This is a genomic window from Pseudomonas sp. DD1, assembly GCF_044510355.1.
In the GTDB taxonomy this organism is placed as follows: Bacteria; Pseudomonadota; Gammaproteobacteria; order Pseudomonadales; family Pseudomonadaceae; genus Aquipseudomonas; species Aquipseudomonas shahriarae.
Map to the genome: position 1 here is coordinate 45,921 of NZ_MSAJ01000040.1, position 18,684 is coordinate 64,604.

At 62.8% G+C, this 18,684-nt stretch carries 18 protein-coding genes and 1 pseudogene; 13 read left to right on the forward strand and 6 right to left on the reverse strand.

Features of this window, described 5'->3' with window-relative positions; genetic code table 11:
* Positions 1-91 precede the first annotated feature (91 nt).
* On the reverse strand, positions 92-715 hold the full coding sequence (locus tag PSFL_RS27135; protein WP_057439148.1) for a TetR/AcrR family transcriptional regulator: 624 nt from the start codon (positions 713-715) through the stop codon (positions 92-94).
* Positions 716-872: 157 nt separating this feature from the next.
* Between PSFL_RS27135 and PSFL_RS27140 the strand changes: the two genes are divergently transcribed.
* The 8 genes from PSFL_RS27140 (at position 873) to PSFL_RS27175 (ending at position 10,126) form a co-directional block, all read left to right on the forward strand.
* Entirely contained in the window at positions 873-2,651 is a 1,779-nt protein-coding gene (locus PSFL_RS27140; RefSeq protein ID WP_397470677.1) for an acyclic terpene utilization AtuA family protein, read from the forward strand.
* Between the two features lie 12 nt (positions 2,652-2,663).
* A complete protein-coding gene (locus PSFL_RS27145) occupies positions 2,664-3,536 on the forward strand; it encodes an SDR family oxidoreductase (RefSeq protein ID WP_397470678.1) in 873 nt (290 codons plus the stop codon).
* Positions 3,537-3,539: 3 nt separating this feature from the next.
* Positions 3,540-5,156, forward strand: coding sequence for a geranyl-CoA carboxylase subunit beta (gene atuC / locus PSFL_RS27150; RefSeq protein ID WP_397470679.1), 1,617 nt, complete (start codon positions 3,540-3,542; stop codon positions 5,154-5,156).
* Between the two features lie 20 nt (positions 5,157-5,176).
* On the forward strand, positions 5,177-6,334 hold the full coding sequence (atuD, locus tag PSFL_RS27155; protein ID WP_057439150.1) for a citronellyl-CoA dehydrogenase: 1,158 nt from the start codon (positions 5,177-5,179) through the stop codon (positions 6,332-6,334).
* Positions 6,331-7,113, forward strand: a complete 783-nt coding sequence (locus tag PSFL_RS27160) for an enoyl-CoA hydratase/isomerase family protein (RefSeq protein ID WP_115127864.1) — start codon at positions 6,331-6,333, stop codon at positions 7,111-7,113. The genes atuD and PSFL_RS27160 overlap by 4 nt, the downstream gene beginning before the upstream one ends.
* Before the next feature lie 132 nt (positions 7,114-7,245).
* Positions 7,246-9,180, forward strand: a complete 1,935-nt coding sequence (locus tag PSFL_RS27165) for an acetyl-CoA carboxylase biotin carboxylase subunit (RefSeq protein WP_397470680.1) — start codon at positions 7,246-7,248, stop codon at positions 9,178-9,180.
* Between the two features lie 70 nt (positions 9,181-9,250).
* On the forward strand, positions 9,251-9,793 hold the full coding sequence (locus PSFL_RS27170) for an exonuclease domain-containing protein (RefSeq protein ID WP_057439153.1): 543 nt from the start codon (positions 9,251-9,253) through the stop codon (positions 9,791-9,793).
* Between the two features lie 48 nt (positions 9,794-9,841).
* Positions 9,842-10,126, forward strand: coding sequence for a pyrimidine/purine nucleoside phosphorylase (locus PSFL_RS27175; RefSeq protein ID WP_032862771.1), 285 nt, complete (start codon positions 9,842-9,844; stop codon positions 10,124-10,126).
* 63 nt (positions 10,127-10,189) lie between these two features.
* On the opposite strand, the gene PSFL_RS27180 is transcribed toward PSFL_RS27175, so the two are convergent.
* Both PSFL_RS27180 and PSFL_RS27185 read right to left on the reverse strand, forming a co-directional pair.
* Entirely contained in the window at positions 10,190-10,996 is an 807-nt protein-coding gene (locus PSFL_RS27180) for an MOSC domain-containing protein (protein ID WP_115127863.1), read from the reverse strand.
* A gap of 105 nt (positions 10,997-11,101) precedes the next feature.
* Positions 11,102-12,037, reverse strand: coding sequence for a chemotaxis protein CheV (locus tag PSFL_RS27185; RefSeq protein WP_057960227.1), 936 nt, complete (start codon positions 12,035-12,037; stop codon positions 11,102-11,104).
* Positions 12,038-12,596: 559 nt separating this feature from the next.
* On the opposite strand from PSFL_RS27185, the gene PSFL_RS27190 reads away from it, so the two are divergent.
* The 3 genes from PSFL_RS27190 to PSFL_RS27200 all read left to right on the forward strand — a co-directional run bounded on the left by PSFL_RS27190 (position 12,597) and on the right by PSFL_RS27200 (position 14,929).
* A complete protein-coding gene (locus tag PSFL_RS27190; protein ID WP_057439155.1) occupies positions 12,597-13,046 on the forward strand; it encodes a hypothetical protein in 450 nt (149 codons plus the stop codon).
* A 333-nt stretch (positions 13,047-13,379) separates the two neighbouring features.
* Positions 13,380-14,273 (forward strand): sensor histidine kinase, encoded by an 894-nt coding sequence (locus PSFL_RS27195; protein WP_170060040.1) that lies wholly within the window; start codon positions 13,380-13,382, stop codon positions 14,271-14,273.
* Positions 14,270-14,929 (forward strand): response regulator transcription factor, encoded by a 660-nt coding sequence (locus PSFL_RS27200; protein WP_057439157.1) that lies wholly within the window; start codon positions 14,270-14,272, stop codon positions 14,927-14,929. Before PSFL_RS27195 ends, PSFL_RS27200 begins: the two co-directional genes overlap by 4 nt.
* Here PSFL_RS27200 and yegS read toward each other — a convergent pair.
* From yegS to moaB, 3 genes and pseudogenes are all read right to left on the reverse strand, one after another.
* Positions 14,891-15,815 (reverse strand): annotated as a pseudogene (gene yegS / locus PSFL_RS27205) (lipid kinase YegS); the annotation flags it as partial. The gene PSFL_RS27200 and the pseudogene yegS sit on opposite strands and share 39 nt — an antisense overlap.
* 87 nt (positions 15,816-15,902) lie before the next feature.
* Complete coding sequence (gene glp, locus PSFL_RS27210; protein ID WP_258558660.1) at positions 15,903-17,090, reverse strand: gephyrin-like molybdotransferase Glp; 1,188 nt, start codon at positions 17,088-17,090, stop codon at positions 15,903-15,905.
* Between the two features lie 22 nt (positions 17,091-17,112).
* Positions 17,113-17,652 (reverse strand): molybdenum cofactor biosynthesis protein B, encoded by a 540-nt coding sequence (gene moaB, locus PSFL_RS27215; RefSeq protein WP_397470681.1) that lies wholly within the window; start codon positions 17,650-17,652, stop codon positions 17,113-17,115.
* Between the two features lie 76 nt (positions 17,653-17,728).
* On the opposite strand from moaB, the gene mobA reads away from it, so the two are divergent.
* Both mobA and PSFL_RS27225 read left to right on the forward strand, forming a co-directional pair.
* A complete protein-coding gene (gene mobA, locus PSFL_RS27220; protein ID WP_057439159.1) occupies positions 17,729-18,331 on the forward strand; it encodes a molybdenum cofactor guanylyltransferase MobA in 603 nt (200 codons plus the stop codon).
* Positions 18,332-18,411: 80 nt separating this feature from the next.
* Positions 18,412-18,633: a YgdI/YgdR family lipoprotein gene (locus tag PSFL_RS27225; RefSeq protein WP_029298091.1), complete on the forward strand. Its 222-nt coding sequence runs from the start codon at positions 18,412-18,414 to the stop codon at positions 18,631-18,633.
* Positions 18,634-18,684: the final 51 nt, after the last annotated feature.

The window sequence follows — 18,684 nt, forward strand, 5'->3', positions numbered from 1 at the left end:
CACCGTTCAAAATCTGGATCTCGCTAAGCTAGGCGTTTTTGTCTGGGGAGACAACTTCCGGCCCGACAATTAAATCGCTTGCTTTACCCGCCTAATCCGCCTTCAGCACCAGCAGCAATGCTTCATCGGCCAATTGCTCGAGGGTCATGCTGCCCTGGGCGCGGAACCAGGTCGTGGTCCACGACAGCGCCCCGGTCAGGAAACGCCGAGTGATAAATACATCACCCTTGATATACCCAGCCTGCTTGGCCTCCCCCAATACCTGCAACCAGATCTCTTCGTAGACATCGCGCAATGCCAGCACCTGGGCCTGCCCTTCTGCCGACAGCGAACGCCATTCATACACCAGCACCGCCATGGCCTCGCCGCTGCCGCCCATGATCGACTGCAACTCACAGCGAATCAGCGCCAGCACCCGTTCGCGCACGCTGCTCGCCTCGGCCAGGGAGGCGCGCATCATCGCGGTGTTGTAATGGATGGTTTCTTCCATCACCGCCCGCAGGATTTCATCCTTGCTCTTGAAGTGGTGGAAAATGCTGCCGGACTGGATTCCCACCGCACTGGCCAGGTCGCGCACGGTGGTGCGTTCATAGCCCTTGTTGCGAAACAGGTGAGCCGCGGTCTGCAGCAGCTTGCCCCGGGCGCTGTCGGGGTCGGTCAGTTGCCCGCCGTCCACCATGGTGCGCATCACCTCCAGGGCTTTTTGCTCATCCATGCTGCTCTCCTCAACTACTTTGATTGCGTCATGGCCGGCAATTTAGGCCGTGGCAGCCACCCAAGCAAGCGCTTGGGCATAAGTTGTGTACGCAGTTTACAAACCAAGCGCTTGCTTGGTAGTCTCGACCCAACGATTTTGCAGAGAAGGACGTCCCATGAACAAGACCGTTCGTATCGGCTGCGCCAGTGCATTCTGGGGCGACACCTGCACCGCCGCCGCGCAGTTGGTGCAAGGCGGCGCGCTGGACTACCTGGTGTTCGACTACCTGGCCGAAGTCACCCTGTCGATCCTCGCCGGGGCGCTCATGAAAGACCCCCAGGCCGGCTACGCCCCGGATTTCGTCGAAGTACTGGCGCCCTTGCTCGGTGATATCCAGCGCCAGGGCATCCGGGTGATCAGCAACGCCGGCGGCATCCACCCCCAGGCTTGCGCCGCCGCCTTGCAGGCCGCCTGCGACCAGGCCGGGGTGCCGCTGAAAATCGCCGTAGTGCTGGGCGATGACCTGCAACCGCAGTTCAAGCAACTGCAGGGCATCAGCGATATGTTCAGCGGCGCGCCTTTGCCGGCGATGTGCGTGTCGACCAATGCCTACCTCGGCGCGCCGGGCATCGTCCAGGCCCTGCAACTGGGCGCCGATATCGTTATTACCGGGCGCGTGGTGGACAGCGCAGTGGTCAGCGCGGCCCTGGTGCATGAATTCAACTGGGGGTGGCAGGACTACGACCACCTGGCCCAGGCCGCACTGGCCGGGCATATCATCGAATGTGGCGCGCAGTGCACCGGCGGCAACTTCACCGATTGGCGCGAGGTGCCGGACTACGAGCACATCGGTTTCCCGATTGTCGAGGTCAGTGCCGACGGCCAGTTCACCGTCAGCAAAGTGCCGGGCACAGGCGGCCTGATCAGCGAACTGAGCGTCGCCGAACAACTGCTGTATGAGATCGGCGACCCGCGCGCCTACCTGCTGCCGGATGTGATCTGCGACTTCAGCCAGGTCACGCTGGAGCAACAAGGCGAAAACCGCGTGCGTCTGCGCGGTGCCAAAGGGCTGGCACCCACCGACCAGTACAAAGTCAGTGCCACCTACCCCGACGGTTTCCGCTGTACCGCCAGTTGCCTGCTGGCCGGCATCGACGCGGTGGCCAAGGCCGAACGGGTCGGCCAGGCGATCATCAACAAGACCTCGCAGTTGTTCAGCCAGCGCGGCTGGGCACCCTATACCGAGGTCAGCATCGAGTTGCTCGGCAGTGAGGCCACCTACGGCGCCCATGCCCGGCGCCAGGACTGTCGCGAAGTGGTGCTCAAGCTGGCGGTGCGTCACCCAAGCAAACAGGCCCTGGTGCTGTTCGCCCGGGAAATCGCCCAGGCGGCCACCGGCATGACGCCGGGCCTGACCGGCATTGTCGGCGGCAGGCCCACGGTGTATCCACTGATCCGCCTGTTTTCGTTCCTGATCGACAAAAGCGCGTGCCGCCTGAGCGTCGACTTCCAGGGGCAATCCCACCCTTGCGAACTGCCTGCCACGGCCGCCCTGAGTACGCCCCACGCGCCCCTCGACCCGCCCAAATCCGAAGGCCACGCCGAGGCCAGTGTGCCCCTGGTCAAGCTGGCCGTGGCGCGCTCCGGGGACAAGGGTAATCACAGCAATATTGGCGTAATCGCGCGCCGGCCCGAATACCTGCCATGGATTGCCGAGGCACTGACCCCAGAGGTGATCGTCGACTGGATGAGCCATGTACTCGACCCACTGCACGGGCGCGTCGAGCGCTGGTACCTGCCGGGCAGCCACAGCCTAAACTTCCTCCTCGAAAATGCCCTGGGCGGCGGCGGTATCGCCAGCCTGCGCATCGACCCACAAGGCAAGGCTTTCGCCCAGCAACTGCTGGAAATCCCGATTGCCGTGCCCCGCCACATCGCCGATCAACTCACCTAAGGGACTCTCGCCGTGGCCTTCGACTCGATCTTCAAAGCCGACCTGTTCCAGGGGCAGACCCTTATCGTCACCGGTGGCGGCAGCGGCATTGGCCGTTGCACCGCCCATGAACTGGCGGCACTCGGCGCCCATGTGGTGCTGGTGGGGCGCAAGCCGGAAAAGCTGCAACGGGTCACCCAGGAAATTGCCGAAGACGGCGGCCACGCCAGCTGGCACGCCTGTGATATCCGCGATGAAGAAGCGGTGAAGGCGCTGGTCAGCCAGATCATCGAGGCACACGGGCCGATCCAGGGTCTGGTGAACAATGCCGGCGGCCAATACCCCTCGCCCCTGGCGTCGATCAATCAAAAAGGCTTTGAAACCGTGCTGCGCACCAACCTGGTGGGCGGTTTCCTGATGGCGCGGGAAGTGTTCAATCAGTCAATGAGCAAGCACGGCGGTGCCATCGTCAACATGCTGGCCGACATGTGGGGCGGCATGCCCGGCATGGGCCACTCGGGCGCAGCGCGCGCGGGGATGGACAACTTCACCAAGACCGCCGCGTTCGAATGGGGTTACGCCGGGGTGCGGGTCAACGCAGTGGCGCCGGGCTGGATCGCCTCCAGTGGCATGGACACCTACGAAGGCGCGTTCAAGGCGGTGATCCCGACCTTGCGCGAGCATGTGCCCCTCAAGCGCATTGGCACCGAATCGGAAGTCAGTGCGGCGATTGTGTTCCTGCTCAGCCCCGCCGCCGCATTCGTCAGCGGCAGCACCTTGCGCATCGACGGCGCCGCCAGCCTGGGCAGCCGCGCCTGGCCGCTGCACAAGGCGCAGCCGCCGAGCCCGTCGTTCAATGGTTTTCACCGCGCCTACCTGCCGGATGTGCTCAAGGAGGGCCAATAAACCATGCCGGTCATCGACTCCCTACTCGACACCCACAGCCCGCAGTTCGCACAGAACCGCGAGGCCATGCTCACCGCCACCCATCATCTGCGCCAACTGGAACAGAACCTGTTGGACAAGGCCGCCGAGGCCAAGGGCAAGTTCGACAAACGCGGCCAACTGCTGCCCCGTGAGCGCCTCAACCTGTTGCTCGACCCCGGTGCGCCCTTCCTCGAACTGGCAAGCCTGGCCGGTTACAAGCTGCACGACGACAAGGATGGCAGCGCGGCCGGCGGCGGGCTGATTGCCGGTATCGGCTATGTCAGCGGCGTGCGCCTGCTGGTGGTGGCCAACAACAGCGCAATCAAGGGCGGGACGATTTCCCCCAGCGGCTTGAAAAAATCCCTGCGCCTGCAACAGATCGCCATGGAGAACAAACTGCCGGTGGTGACCCTGGCCGAAAGCGGCGGCGCCAATCTTAATTACGCGGCGGAGATTTTCGTCGAAGGCGCGCGCAGCTTCGCCAACCAGGCGCGGATGTCAGCCATGGGCCTGCCGCAGATCACCGTGGTGCACGGCTCGGCCACCGCCGGCGGTGCCTATCAGCCGGGGCTTTCGGATTACGTGGTGGTGGTGCGCGGCAAGGCCAAGCTGTTCCTGGCCGGCCCGCCGCTGCTCAAGGCCGCCACCGGCGAAGTGGCGACGGACGAGGAACTGGGCGGCGCCCAGATGCATGCGCAAACCGCCGGCACCGCCGAATACCTGGCGGAAAATGACGCCGACGGCGTGCGCATCGTGCGCGAGATTGTCAGCCTGCTGCCCTGGGACGACCGGCTGCCACCCCAGCCGGCGCGGGCCTATACAGAGCCGCTGTATCCGATTGAAGAGCTGCTGGGCCTGATCCCCTCGGACCCGAAAAAACCCTATGACGTACGGGAAATCATCGCGCGTATCGCCGATGGCTCCAACTTCCTGGAGTTCAAGGGCGAGTTCGATCCCCACACCGTCTGCGGCCACCTGCACATCCAGGGCCGGGCCTGCGGATTTATCGGCAACAACGGCCCGATCACGCCCAAGGGCGCGAGCAAGGCCGCGCAATTTATCCAGCTGTGCGACCAGAGCCAGACGCCGCTGCTGTTTTTCCACAACACCACCGGCTTTATGGTGGGCACCGAATCCGAGCAACAAGGCGTGATCAAGCACGGCGCGAAGATGATCCAGGCGGTGGCCAATGCCCGTGTGCCCAAGCTCACGGTAGTGGTCGGCGGTTCCTACGGCGCCGGCAACTATGCGATGTGCGGGCGTGGCCTGGACCCACGCTTTATCTTCGCCTGGCCCAATAGCCGCACCGCCGTGATGGGCGGCGCCCAGGCCGGCAAGGTGCTGCGCATTGTCACCGAGGCCAAGCAGTTGAAAGACGGCCTGGTGCCCGACCCCAAGGTGCTCGACATGCTCGAGCAGGTCACCGCGCAGAAACTCGATAGCCAGTCCACGGCCCTGTATGGCAGCGCCAACCTGTGGGACGACGGGCTGATTGACCCGCGGGACACCCGCACGCTGCTGGGCTACCTGTTGGATATCTGCCAGCAAGCCCAGGTGCGCCAATTGCAACCCAACAGCTTTGGCGCCGCGCGCTTTTAACGATCAGGAGAACAATAAAAATGATCTTCACCCAGGAACACGAAGAGCTGCGCCGTACCGTACGGGGTTTTGTCGAGCGCGAGATCAACCCCCACGTCGACGAATGGGAAAAAGCCGGGCGCTTTCCCATCCACGAGATCTTCCGCAAGGCCGGCGACCTCGGCCTGCTGGGCATTTCCAAGCCTGAAAAGTTCGGCGGCATGGGCCTGGACTACAGCTACTCGATTGTCGCCGCCGAAGAGTTCGGCACCATCCGCTGTGGCGGCATCCCGATGTCCATCGGCGTGCAGACTGATATGTGCACCCCGGCCCTCGCACGTTTTGGCTCCGATGAACTGCGCGACGAATTCCTGCGCCCGGCCATCAGCGGCGAACAGGTGGGTTGCATCGGCGTCTCGGAAACCGGCGCTGGCTCCGACGTGGCCGGCTTGAAAACCCACGCCCGCAAGGACGGCGACGACTACGTGATCAACGGCAGCAAGATGTGGATCACCAACTCCCCCAGCGCCGACTTTATCTGCCTGCTGGCCAACACCTCGGACGGCAAGCCGCATATCAACAAGTCACTGATCATGGTGCCGATGAACACCCCCGGGATCAGCGTCAGCCCGCCCCTGGAAAAGCTCGGCATGCACAGCTCGGAAACCGCCCAGGTGTTTTTCGATGATGTGCGCATCCCACAGCGCAACCGCATCGGCCACGAAGGCGCGGGCTTCATGATGCAGATGCTGCAGTTCCAGGAAGAACGGCTGTTTGGCGCGGCCAATATGATCAAGGGCCTGGAGGCCTGCGTCGACAGCACCATCGCCTACTGCAAGGAGCGCCAGACCTTCGGCAAGGCCCTGATCGACAACCAGGTGATCCACTTTCGCCTGGCCGAGCTGTCCACCGAGATCGAGTGCCTACGCGCGCTGGTCTACCAGGCCACCGAGCAATACCTCAAGGGCCAGGACGTGACGCGGCTGGCCTCGATGGCCAAGCTCAAGGCCGGGCGCCTGGGCCGCGAAGTCAGCGACAGCTGCCTGCAGTACTGGGGTGGCATGGGCTTTATGTGGGACAACCCGGTGGCCCGTGCCTATCGTGATGTGCGCCTGGTGTCGATTGGCGGCGGCGCCGACGAGATCATGCTGGGGATCATCTGCAAACTGATGGGTACGCTGCCGGGGAAAAAATCGTGAACGCCTGTGAAACCCTGCTGCTGGAGCCGCACAACGGCGTGTTGCACATCACCCTCAACCGCCCGCAGAACCGCAATGCCATGAGCGTGCAGATGGTCAGCGAACTGCGCGCCGTGCTGACGGATGTCGCCCGTGACGAGCAGGTGCGGGCATTGGTGATCAGTGGCGCTGGCGGACACTTCTGTGCGGGCGGCGATGTTAAGGACATGAGCCGCGCGGGCAGCCGCGAAGGCTTGCGTGATTTGAACCGGGTGTTTGGCGCGCTGTTGCAAGAAGTCGAAGCCCTGCCCCAGGTGGTGATTGTGGTGTTGCAGGGCGCGGTGCTGGGCGGCGGTTTTGGCCTGGCGTGTGTCAGCGACATCGCCATTGCCGACCACCAGGCACAGTTCGGCTTGCCGGAAACCAGCCTCGGCGTGCTGCCGGCGCAGATCGCGCCGTTTGTGGTGCGGCGCATCGGCCTGACCCAGGCCCGGCGCCTGGCGCTGACTGCGGCGCGGTTTGACGGGGTCGAGGCGCAGCGCCTGGGGGTGGTGCATTTTGTCGAGCATGACCCCCAAGGATTGGCGCAGCGCCTGGATGAGGTGTTGGGGCAGGTATTGCGCTGTGCACCGCGTGCCAATGCGCGAACCAAGGCGTTGTTGCTCCAGAGCCTGGATCAGCCGTTGGAGCTGCTGCTGGATCAGGCTGCCGATTGGTTTGCCGAGGCGGTGACCGGGGAAGAAGGCATTGAGGGGACACGGGCGTTTGTCGAGAAACGCAAGGCCAGGTGGGTGAGTTGATCTTGAAAACGCCACATCCCCTGTAGGAGCTGGCTTGCCTGCGATGCGGGCACCTGGGTCTGTCAGGGATACCGAGGTGATGCAATCGCAGGCAAGCCAGCGCCTGCGCAACCAATCAAACAGGGACCCAAAATGCCCAGTTTCAATAAAATACTGATCGCCAACCGCGGCGAAATCGCCTGCCGAATCCAGCGCACCGCCCAAGCCCTGGGCTACCGCACCGTGGCGGTCTATAGCGCAGCCGACGCCAACGCCCTGCACGTACAAATGGCCGACGAAGCGGTGAACATCGGCCCCGCCCCGGTGCAACAGTCCTACCTGAACATCCCGGCGATCCTCGATGCCGCACGCCTGACCGGCGCCGATGCGATCCACCCCGGCTACGGCTTTCTCTCGGAGAACCCCGAGTTCGCCAAGGCCTGCATTGCCGCCGGCCTGGTATTTATCGGCCCCAGCGCCGACGCCATCGAGTTGATGGGCAGCAAGCGCCTGTCAAAAATCGCCATGCTCGACGCCGGGGTGCCGTGCATCGCCGGCTACCAGGGCAGCGCGCAAGACGACGCCACCCTGCAGAGCGAAGCCGAGCGCATCGGCTACCCGCTGATGATCAAGGCCAGTGCCGGCGGCGGCGGACGCGGCATGCGCCTGGTACACGCGCCGGCGCAGTTGCTCGAACAACTGCACACCGCACGCTCCGAGGCCCTGAATGCCTTTGGCAGCGACGAACTGATTCTGGAGCAGGCGCTGATCGAACCGCGCCATGTGGAAATCCAGCTGTTCGGCGATGCCCACGGCAACCTGATCTACCTGGGCGAACGTGATTGCTCGGTCCAGCGCCGCCATCAGAAGGTCATCGAAGAAGCACCCTGCCCGGTCATGACTACCGAACTGCGCCAGGCCATGGGCGAAGCGGCGCTCAAGGCCGGACGCGCAGTGGCGTATGTCGGCGCGGGCACTGTGGAGTTCCTGCTGGACCGGAGCGGGCGGTTCTATTTCCTGGAAATGAACACCCGCCTGCAGGTGGAGCACCCGGTCACCGAACTGATCACCGGCCTGGACCTGGTGGACTGGCAACTGCAAATCGCCGCCGGCCAGCCCCTGCCCTTGCGCCAGGACCAGGTGACGCTGAGCGGGCATGCCATGGAAGTGCGCCTGTACGCCGAAGACCCGGCCCAGGGTTTCTTGCCACAAACTGGCGAGGTGTTGCGCTGGGAGCCGGCGGCCGGGGTGCGGGTCGATCATGGATTGCAAGCCCCGCAGCGCATCAGCCCGTTTTATGATCCGATGCTGGGCAAGATCATCGCCCATGGCGCTACCCGCGAAGAGGCACGGCGCAAGCTGCTGCGGGCGGTGCAGGACTGCGTGCTGCTGGGGATCCCCAGCAATCAGCGGTTACTGGTGGACCTGCTGAGGCATGCGCAATTTGTCGCGGCGGATTTCAGCACCGGATTTATTGCCGAACACTTCAGTGATATTGCCCGCCCTGCCGTCAGCGAAGAAGACCTGGCTCTGGCCGCCGCCCTGTTTTATCGGCACAGCGCGGCAGTGCATGGCCCGGCCCTGGCAGGCTGGCGCAACAATGCCAGCGTGCCCTGGACCTACCGCCTGGGCGTCGATGAGCACCGCCATGAGGTCAGCGCCCGCTTACTGGCGGAGGATCATCTGCAAGTCGGCAACATCGACATCCACCTCCTCGACAGCGACGGACGCTGGGCCAGCCTGGTGATCAACGGCATTCGGCGGCGGATTGCCTATCACCTGCAAGGCTCCCAGCTCTGGCTGTTGAATGCCGGCACCAGCCTGTGCGTGAGCAACCAGACGCAAACCGTGGCCAGTCGTGAAGCGCCCGTCAGCAGCGGCACGGTCAAGGCGCCGATGGACGGTGCCATTACCCTGCTGCAGGTGCGCGAAGGGGATGTGGTGAGCAAGGGCCAACTGCTGCTGGTGCTCGAAGCGATGAAAATGGAGCATCCGCTCAAAGCGGGCATCGACGGGGTGGTCAAGGCCATTCACGTCAGCGCCGGTGATCAAGTGCGCAATCGCCAGGTATTGCTGCAGATCGAGTAGCCCTGGGCGGAACTACCAGGCTTGGCTACGCTCTATCCCCATCAGAAAGGGATGAGTACGGGAACCTGCGATGCCTCATTGGCTGATTATTGATCTTGAAGCCACAACGGATGACGGCGGCTGGCCCGTGTCGGAGATGGAAATCATCGAAATCGGCGTGAGCCTGGTCAACCGCCAGGGCCGCGAGCTGGACCATTTCCAGCGCTTCGTGCGGCCCTTGCGCCGCCCGTTGTTGACGCCGTTCTGCCGCCAGCTGACGCACATCAGCCAGGCCAGTATCGACAGCGCAGCGCCCTTGACCGAGGTCTGGCCGCTGTTCGAACGCTGGCTGGGCCAGCATCATCCGCGCCTGGAAGGCTGGGCCAGCTGGGGCGACTATGATCGCCAGCAACTGGAGTTGGAGTGGCAGCGCCATGGCCTGGCCAGCGCGCTAAGCCAGACACCCCATGTGAACCTCAAGCAGCGCTTCGCCAAGGCCCGACGCCTGGACAAGCCGTTGGGGCTCAATGGCGCCTTGCAACTGGCGGGCATGCAGTTCAACGGCCAGCAACACCGGGCACTGGAAGATGCGCGCAATACCGCACGTTTGCTGCCGTTGATTTTGCCCGTGTAGAAGGCATACTGGCCGACCTTTCTTGCCCCTTTTTTCGAGGATTCGCCCATGTTCAAAGTCAATGAGTACTTCGACGGCACCGTCAAGTCGATCGCCTTCGGCACCCCTGAAGGTCCGGCGACCATCGGCGTGATGGCTCCGGGTGAGTACGAATTCGGCACGGCCCAGCGTGAAATCATGCACGTGGTCTCGGGCGCGCTGACCGTCAAGTTGCCAGGCAGCGACGCCTGGGAAACCTTCGCCGCCGGCAGCCAGTTCAATGTGCCTGCCGACAGCAAGTTCCAGCTCAAGGTGGCCGTGGACACTGCCTACCTCTGCGAATACCGCGGCTAAGCTTTTCCCGCGCACAAAAAAATGCCCGCCTCCCAAGAGGCGGGCATTTTTCATGGGCGACGGTTATTCGAGGATCGTCACCGGCATGCCGACTTCCAGGCGGCCCGCGCCGTCATTGACCAGGTTCTGGCCGAACATCACGCCATCGGGCTGTTTGCGGTAGGTTTCCAGGGTCGCCAGCGGCTGGCGATCGGCACTGCGCTCCCCGGTCGCCGGGTCGATGGTGGTGAGGATGCACCGCGAGCAGGACTTGACCACCCGGAACTCCACCTCACCAATGCGCAGGCGCTTCCAGCCATCCTCGGCAAAAGCCTCGCTGCCTTCGATCACCAGGTTGGGGCGAAAGCGCAGCATTTCCATGGGCCGGCCGACGCGTTGCGACAAGTCGTCGAGAGACGCCTGGCCTATCAGCAACAAGGGGAAACCGTCGGCGAACGCCACCTGGTCATCGTCCTTGCCGTAGCCGGCCGCCGTGGTGCGCGCGCGCTCCAGCGGGACTTGCACCAAACGTGTCGGTTTGCCGATGAACTGGCTGACCCAATCGGCGGCCTCAGCACCGGCGTCCGGGACCCGCAGGGTGTCGCGCCAGATGGTGACACCGCGCAGCTCGGCATCGGCGCCGGGCAACGCCACATCCAGGGTGGGCAGGCCAGCAGCGCTCAAGGTCAGGCCACCGGCGGCATTCCATAACGCCGACAGCTGGCTCATCTGCGCCACGGCACGCTGGGTCAGGAATCGCCCGCTGGCCTCGTCCACCAGCATCCAGCGTCGGTCCCCGTCCAGCCCGAGTTTATCCAGGCCGATATGCGACAAGGTCTCTGCCTTGCCCGACTTCAAGGGGTACCGATACAACGCGCTGAGACGAAGCATGAGCGTGGGTTCCTGTGAGCAAAAGCGTCACCCTATACGAGCACGCCGACAGAATCAAAATTTCTCCAGGCCGGCAATTAGAGGCCCCCTCGTCACAGGCCGGAATCAGGCCGGCACTTCGTCCAGCATCAGGCGCTGGCGCACCACATCCACCAACTTGTCGGGCTGGAATTTGGAGAGGAAGTTGTCGCAACCGACCTTCTTCACCATCGAGTCGTTGAAGCTGCCCGACAAGGATGTGTGCAGCACCACATAGAGGCCGCGCAGGCGTGGGTCGTTGCGGATCTCGGTAGTCAGGCGGTAGCCGTCCATCTCGGGCATTTCGGCGTCGGTGAAGATCATCAACAGTTTGTCGGTCATCACCTGGCCGCTGTCCGCCCATGCCTTGAGCATGTTCAAGGCCTTGAGGCCGTCACTGGCGATATGCATCTTCACCCCCAGTTGCCCCAGGGTGTCGCGCAGTTGCGACAAGGCCACGTTGGAGTCATCCACCAACAGCACTTCGCGACCACGGGCACGTTCGAGCACCGGATCCTCGAGTTTTTCCCGGGAGACCTTGGCGTTGTAGGGCACGATCTCGGCGAGAACTTTTTCCACGTCGATGATTTCCACCAACTGCTCATCCACCTTGCTGATGGCCGTGAGGTAGTGCTGGCGGCCGGCGCTCGCCGGCGGTGGCAGGATCGACTCCCAGGTCATGTTGACGATGCGGTCGACGCCGCCCACCAGGAACGCCTGTACCGAGCGGTTGTACTCGGTAACGATAATGGTGCTGTTGGGCCCCGGTACCAGCGGACGCATGCCGATGGCCTGGGACAGGTCGATCACCGGCAGGGTCTGGCCCCGCAGGTTGACCACGCCGCAGACAAACGGGTGACGCTGGGGCATCAGGGTCAGCTTGGGCAACTGCAGGACTTCCTGCACCTTGAACACGTTGATTGCGAACAACTGGCGCCCTGCCAGGCGAAACATAAGGATCTCCAGGCGATTCTCACCCACCAATTGCGTGCGTTGATCTACCGTGTCGAGAATGCCAGCCATTGAAGACTCCTGGGGTGTGCTGAAAGATTTGCTGCTTACTGGAGAAAGATATCGGCAGACAGTGCCAAACCTTGACCCCCCGGTAAAATGCCACGTAAATGCATTGATGTCACACTGACATCATGCTTTACTGGCCTCACCTCACCTTACCGTCCGGTCGTCAAGCCACGCCGCAGGACCCTCAAACGGGCATAAGGTTCCGCCACGTAAGGGATTCCCCTAGTCGCAATCAGGTCCAACCTGATATTCCCGATATCCAATAGCCATTAATGTGACGCCATTCTCATTGCATGAACGGAGTCAGGCTTTTGTTTGCTATCGCAAGCCCACGGCCCAAGGGCCTTCCAGGCATTAACGCCTGGGCAATCGAAGTAATGCGAATGCCTCTGGTTGTTTCCACTGCAAGCAGCGCCAGCAGTCGCGACGCTGGTCATTCAAATAAAAGTACTACTCAAAATTCAGAAATGAACTACAGATCTCGGTCATATTTCGGCGCTAGTTTTAAGCCGTTGCTCCGGTATTACATCTCATTGTCTGACCGTACGTTGTGGAGACTTTCATGATGAACGACGGTAAAGAGTGGCAAGACGCACTTCCCGAGTTCCTCCTGGAGGCAGAAATGCTGCTGGCCAAGTCTGAGGAATGCCTGAGCCATCTGCATTTGATCCGCAACGATAACGATGCCATCGACTGCATGAAGAACAGCCTGGTCAAATTGGCGGAAAAGGCCGATGCCATGGCGCTGGAAGCCATTGGCAGCTTTTCCCGGCATATCCAGGACCTGATCAGCAACGCCCAAAGCCCGATGCAGCTTCACGATGCGGCACTTGCAGCCCTGCATGACTGCCTGACGCTGCTGGCCTGGCAACTGGAACTGATCGACATCAAGACCGGCAAACTGAGCCTGGATGACGCCGAGCAAACCACGTTGATTGAAACGGTTGTCCAGCAGATCCCCCAGAAGGATGTTGGCGCTCACCATCGCCACTCCATGCCCTACGCTTCCTGAACCTGCCATGCGGTTAACCAGGCCGCCGGCGGGCGCCCAACTAATACCCGTCAAGTATTTAGCCAGCCAACTATCAATAACCCAATATGGGTAATAGCGATACAAAACCAAATTAATAGTACAACTAGACACCGCTGAACTAAGCCTTGTAGCAGGCGACCAACGGTAATTGTTGGTGGTACTATTAGCGCGCTCGAAGTGGCTGCCCGTGAAGACGTAATAAATCTGAGAAGCGCCTCGAACCAACACTAAACCCAATCGCTTTCCAAACAGAGCCCGGCCAGCGGTCATGACCGGTCTACCCGTAGCGAACACCCATCGGCTCCATCTGCTATGTACGCCAGCCCCAAGTCACTCATCGCCAGGTTCGTCCTCTCGGGCAATACCCGTTGGATCACCCTGGGTCTTTGCCTGTGCGCGACTCTGGTCAGCCTCTGGGTCTATGCCCACAAAGCACCGCTGCCGCTGTTTTTGCTGTTGCTCAACCTCGCCGCCCTGACCGCCGCCGGCCTGCAGCGTTGGCGCTCGCGCAAGTCGATCAAGTTCCAGCCCCAGGAATTGGCCGACCGCCTGCTGCAAGTCCAGGAAAACGAGCGCCATCGTCTCAGCCGCGAGCTGCATGACGATATCGGCCAACTGCTGACCGCTGCCAAACTGCAAAGCGACTGGCTGCAACGCCGCTCGCCGGCAGAGTTGCAGGACCAGTGCGGCGTACTGTGCAACACCCTCAACGAAACCCTGGCCAAGGTGCGGGACGTATCGGCCATTCTCAATCCCCGGCAACTGACCAGCCTGGGCCTGGAGGCGAGCCTGCGCGCGCACCTGCTCAAGACCCTGGCAAACACCCCGGTGCATTGGAGCCTGGAATGCCAGCAACGCCTGACCGGGATTCCCGAAGAGATGGCGGTGGCGGCCTTTCGTATCACCCAGGAAGCCGTGACGAACATGTTGCGCCATGCCCAGGCGCGCAACCTGCTGGTGCGCCTGCAACGTTTGCCACAGGGGTTGTCGCTGTTTATCAGCGATGACGGCCGGGGGTTCTCCCCCGCCACCGACCCGGCCCTTGCGGGGCAACGGGGCATGTCAGGCATGTGCGAGCGCATTGATCAACTGGGCGGCATGCTGACGGTCAATAGCCAACCCGGCTTTGGCACGCGAATCGAAGCGCTGTTCCCCTGGGCGCCCCGTACCCTCGAACGGGCCAATTCCCCTGAGGTTCTAGAGTGACCTGCAATTTACTGCTGGTAGATGACCACGCCCTGATCCGCGCGGGTGTGCGCGCACTGATCCTGGATATCCCCGGCTATGCGGTGATTGGCGAGGCCACCGACGGCGCGCAGGTACTCGCACAATTCAATGCCCTGCAGCCCGATATCGTCCTGCTGGACCTGTCGATGAAGCACACCAGCGGCCTGGATGCGTTGCAACAACTCAAGCACGCCTACCCCAAGAGCAAAGTGCTGATCCTGTCGATGCACACCGACCCGCAATTGATCATGCGTGCCCTGGAGGCAGGCGCCCACGGCTACCTGCTCAAGGACACCACCGCCAACGAGCTGGAACATGCGCTGCTGGCACTGCGCAACAACGAGCGCTACCTGAGCCCGGCCATCGCCCACACCGTGATCAACCAGGCCTTGATCCACAGCCAGTCCCACCCGGAGGCGCCCGTGCAGCGCCACAACCTGACGGCGCGCCAGCTGGAAATCCTGCGCCTGATCGTACGCGGCAAATCCACCCGGGAAATCGCCCACGGCCTGGGCCTGAGCATCAAGACTGTGGAAGCTCACCGCTCGCAGATCATGAAGCGCCTGCAGATTTTTGATGTGGCCGGCCTGGTGCTGTTCGCCGTGCGCGAACAGATCATCAGCCTGGACGATTAGCCAGCAACGGTGAATCCATCGGCAAGTGCACCTGCAAGGCCTTGGGCAAGGCGCTGAAGCGCAGGTCACTGCCCTTGAGCGGTTCGCCATCCAGGTTGATATCCAGTCCTTCGGCCACCTTGATTTCCACCCACGGCAGGCGTGCCCGCACAAACAGGTTGTCCAGGCCCCAGCCGTCGGTCATCAGGCTGCGCAAGGTGCCGACCACTTCCTGAGGCGCCGGCAGGATGCTGATATCCAGCAAGCCATCATCGGCCATTGCCCCCGGGCACAGCTCGTGCCCGCCACCGGCCTGGCGACCGTTGCCGATGCCCAGGGCCAGTAACTCGCCGCGCCAGTGAAAGTCCGGCCCCACCAGCTCCCCATAAGCCGCCCGCAACTCGCTGAAACGCGACAAACCGGTAAACAGATAGGCCGCACCGCCCAGCACCTTTTTCAGATCCTCGGAAGTGTTGGCCGTAACCTGGCTGCCAAAACCGCCGGTGGCCATATTGAGAAACACCTGCCCGCCAACCTCCCCCAGGTCGATAGCGCGCGGCGCAACGTCCAGCAGCGCCAGGGCCTCACGCGGCTCCAACGGCACGCCGGCCGCACGGGCGAAGTCATTGGCAGTGCCCAGGGGCATCAGCACCAGGCTGGCGTCGGTCTTGGCGCGAGCCATGGCCTCGGCCACATCACGCAGCGTGCCGTCGCCGCCGCCCGCGATCAGGCGTGTGTAGCCGGCATCCAGGGCTTCACCCACCAGGCGTTGGGCATCGCCACCCTCCCAGGTGACGCGCACCGCCAGCTCCCACCCCTGCTCGCGCTTGCCTTGCACTGCCGCCCGCACGTCTTCGTTGAGGGCTTGCTTGCCGTGCAGAATCAACAGTGCCTTGGGTTTACTCATGGGGTGAAGCTCCTATTGTTGGAGGGGACCTGAGGGATGTTGACCTTCGGCAGTCAGAAAAAAGCCATTGGGCTGTAAATAAATTCTTCAGCCCAACACTTCACTCAGGGGAATGAAATTCACCCGATCACCGATGGCCAAGGTGCTGCCCTCCACTACTTCCACCAAACCCTCGGCCCAGGCGGCACTGCGCAATACACCGGAGCTCTGGTTCGGGTAGATCACCGCCCGCCCCTGCTCCAGGCGCCCGCGCAGGTATTCGCGACGGTTGCCCGGCTTGGCCCACACGAACCCTGCCGGCACCTCGAAACGCAACGGCTGCACCACCGCGACACCCTGACGGCGCAACAGATACGGGCGCGCCAGCAAGGCGAACGTAACCAGGGTGGACGCCGGATTCCCCGGCAGGCCGATCACCGGTACGCCGCGGAAATGACCGAATGTCAAAGGTTTGCCAGGCTTGATCGCCAGCTTCCACAAGGCCAGCTCACCCTCCTCGCGCAATGCGATACCGAGGAAGTCCGCTTCCCCCACCGAGACTCCACCGGTAGACAGGATCAAGTCCACCGAACCCAGTGCGCCCAGGCGGGTGCGCGTCAACTCCAGGTCATCGGGCAAGATACCGGCGTCGATCACCTCGCAGCCCAGGCGTTGCAACCAACTGCACAACACCCGCCGGTTGCTGTTGTAGATCTGTCCCGGCCCCAGTGGCAGGCCCGGTTCGATCAACTCGTCGCCCGTAGACAGCACCGCCACACGCACGCGGCGCACCACCGCCAACCGGTCGCGCCCCAGGGACGCCGCCAGGCCCAGTTCAATCGGGCCGAGCCGTGTACCGGCAGCCAGGACTTCCTCACCGACTGTAGTCTCCTGCCCCTTGGGGCGGATGTTTTGCCCTACGCGCAGCGCCTGGGTAAAGCTCACGCGCTGATCGGATTGCAGCTCGGCGTTTTCCTGCATTTCCACGCAGTCGGCCCCGTCGGGTACCGGAGCGCCGGTGAAGATCCGCGCACAGGTACCCGCCGCCAAGGGCTCAGGGGCCTGGCCGGCGAAAATACGCTGGCTCACCCGCAGCGGCTCGCCTGTCCAATCGGCAGTGCGCAGGGCGTAGCCGTCCATGGCGCTGTTGGGCCACGGCGGCAGGTCGAGGGTGGAAACCAATGCCTCGGCCAATACACGCCCATCGCACGCGGCCAATGGCAGGTGTTCCTGCTCACGGATCGGCGCGGCCTCGGCCATGTTCAGCAGCCGTTCCAGGGCTTCTTCCACAGGCATCAGGGCGCCGGTCTTGCCCGGCTTATCCACGGGATTCACACGGCTCGGCCAGCTTGAGGTGCGGCACAAAATTGCATGGGCGATGGCGGGCATCCAGCTGTTCGGCGAGAATCCCGTCCCAACCGGTACGCACCGCATTGGTGGAACCCGGCAGGCAGCACACCAGGGTGCCATTGGCCAGGCCGGCCAGGGCACGGGACTGCACGGTAGAGGTGCCGATATCGGCGACCGAAATCTGCCGGAACAGCTCGCCAAAGCCGTCCACTTGCTTGTCCAGCAAGCAACTGACCGCTTCGGGGGTGCTGTCACGGCCAGTGAAGCCGGTGCCACCGGTAATCAGCACCACTTGCACCACATCCTCGGCAATCCAGTGGGCGACTTGCGCACGGATTTTGTAGAGGTCATCTTTGAGCAATGCCCGTTCGGCCAGGCGATGCCCAGCAGCGAGCAGGCGGTCAACAAAGACCTGCCCGGAGGTGTCGGTTTCCAGGGTGCGGGTGTCGCTGACGGTCAGTACAGCAATATTAAGAGGTACGAAAGGCGCATCAGCCTTGGCTTTCATGGCTCGGTCCGGTTGTCGAAGGAACAGCCCGATGTTATATCACAGCCCCCTATTTCACTGCCGCTGCGGAGCCGTCATGCCACTCAATTCTTCGCCCCTGCCCTGCTCGATCCTGTTGCTGGCCGGCGGTCGCGGCCAGCGCATGGGCGGCCTGGACAAGGGGCTGCTCGACTGGCACGGGCAGCCGCTGATTGCTCACCTGCACCAACTGGTGCGGCCGTTGACCGACGACCTGATCATCTCCTGCAACCGCAACCAGGCGCAGTACGCCCCGTACGGCGACCAGTTGGTGAGCGACGACAGTCCGGACTTCCCGGGCCCCTTGGCCGGTATCCGCGCCGGCCTGGCCGCGGCGCGCCATGAACATCTATTGATCTTGCCCTGCGATGTGCCGCATATCGACGGGCAACTGCTGGCAGACCTGCTCGAAACCGCGCGGCAGCACCCCCAGGTGCCGGTGATGATCCGCCACGGGGCGTTCTGGGAGCCTTTGCTCTGCGTCATACCGACGCGCCTGCGCGACGCGGTGGAGGACGCCTGGCTGGCTGCAGAGCGCAGCCCGCGCCAGATCCTGCTGAAACTGGGGGCCCAGGCGCTCGATTGCGCCGAGAACGACCCGCGCCTGGCCAACCTCAATACACCAGAGTTGTTGCACCCACGCCCCGGCGTGTCAGAATGAGCGCTAGACAAGGAACTTTGCCGACGTTGCATACGTCACAAGGTCAGAACTCAACACAGTATTACTCTCGGAGAAGACTCATGACCCAACGGACCATCGCCGCTCTCATGCTTGCACTGGGCCTTGCTACCCTCGCCGGTTGCGCCTCGCCTACAGTGATCACCCTGAATGACGGTCGCGAAATCCAGGCTGTCGATACCCCTAAATTCGATCAGGATTCGGGCTTCTACGAATTCGAACAACTGGATGGCAAGCGTACCCGCATCAACAAGGATCAGGTTCGCACCGTTAAAGACCTGTAAGTCTTAACGCCAGATACAACAAAGCCCGTTCTTAAGCGGGCTTTGTTGTAT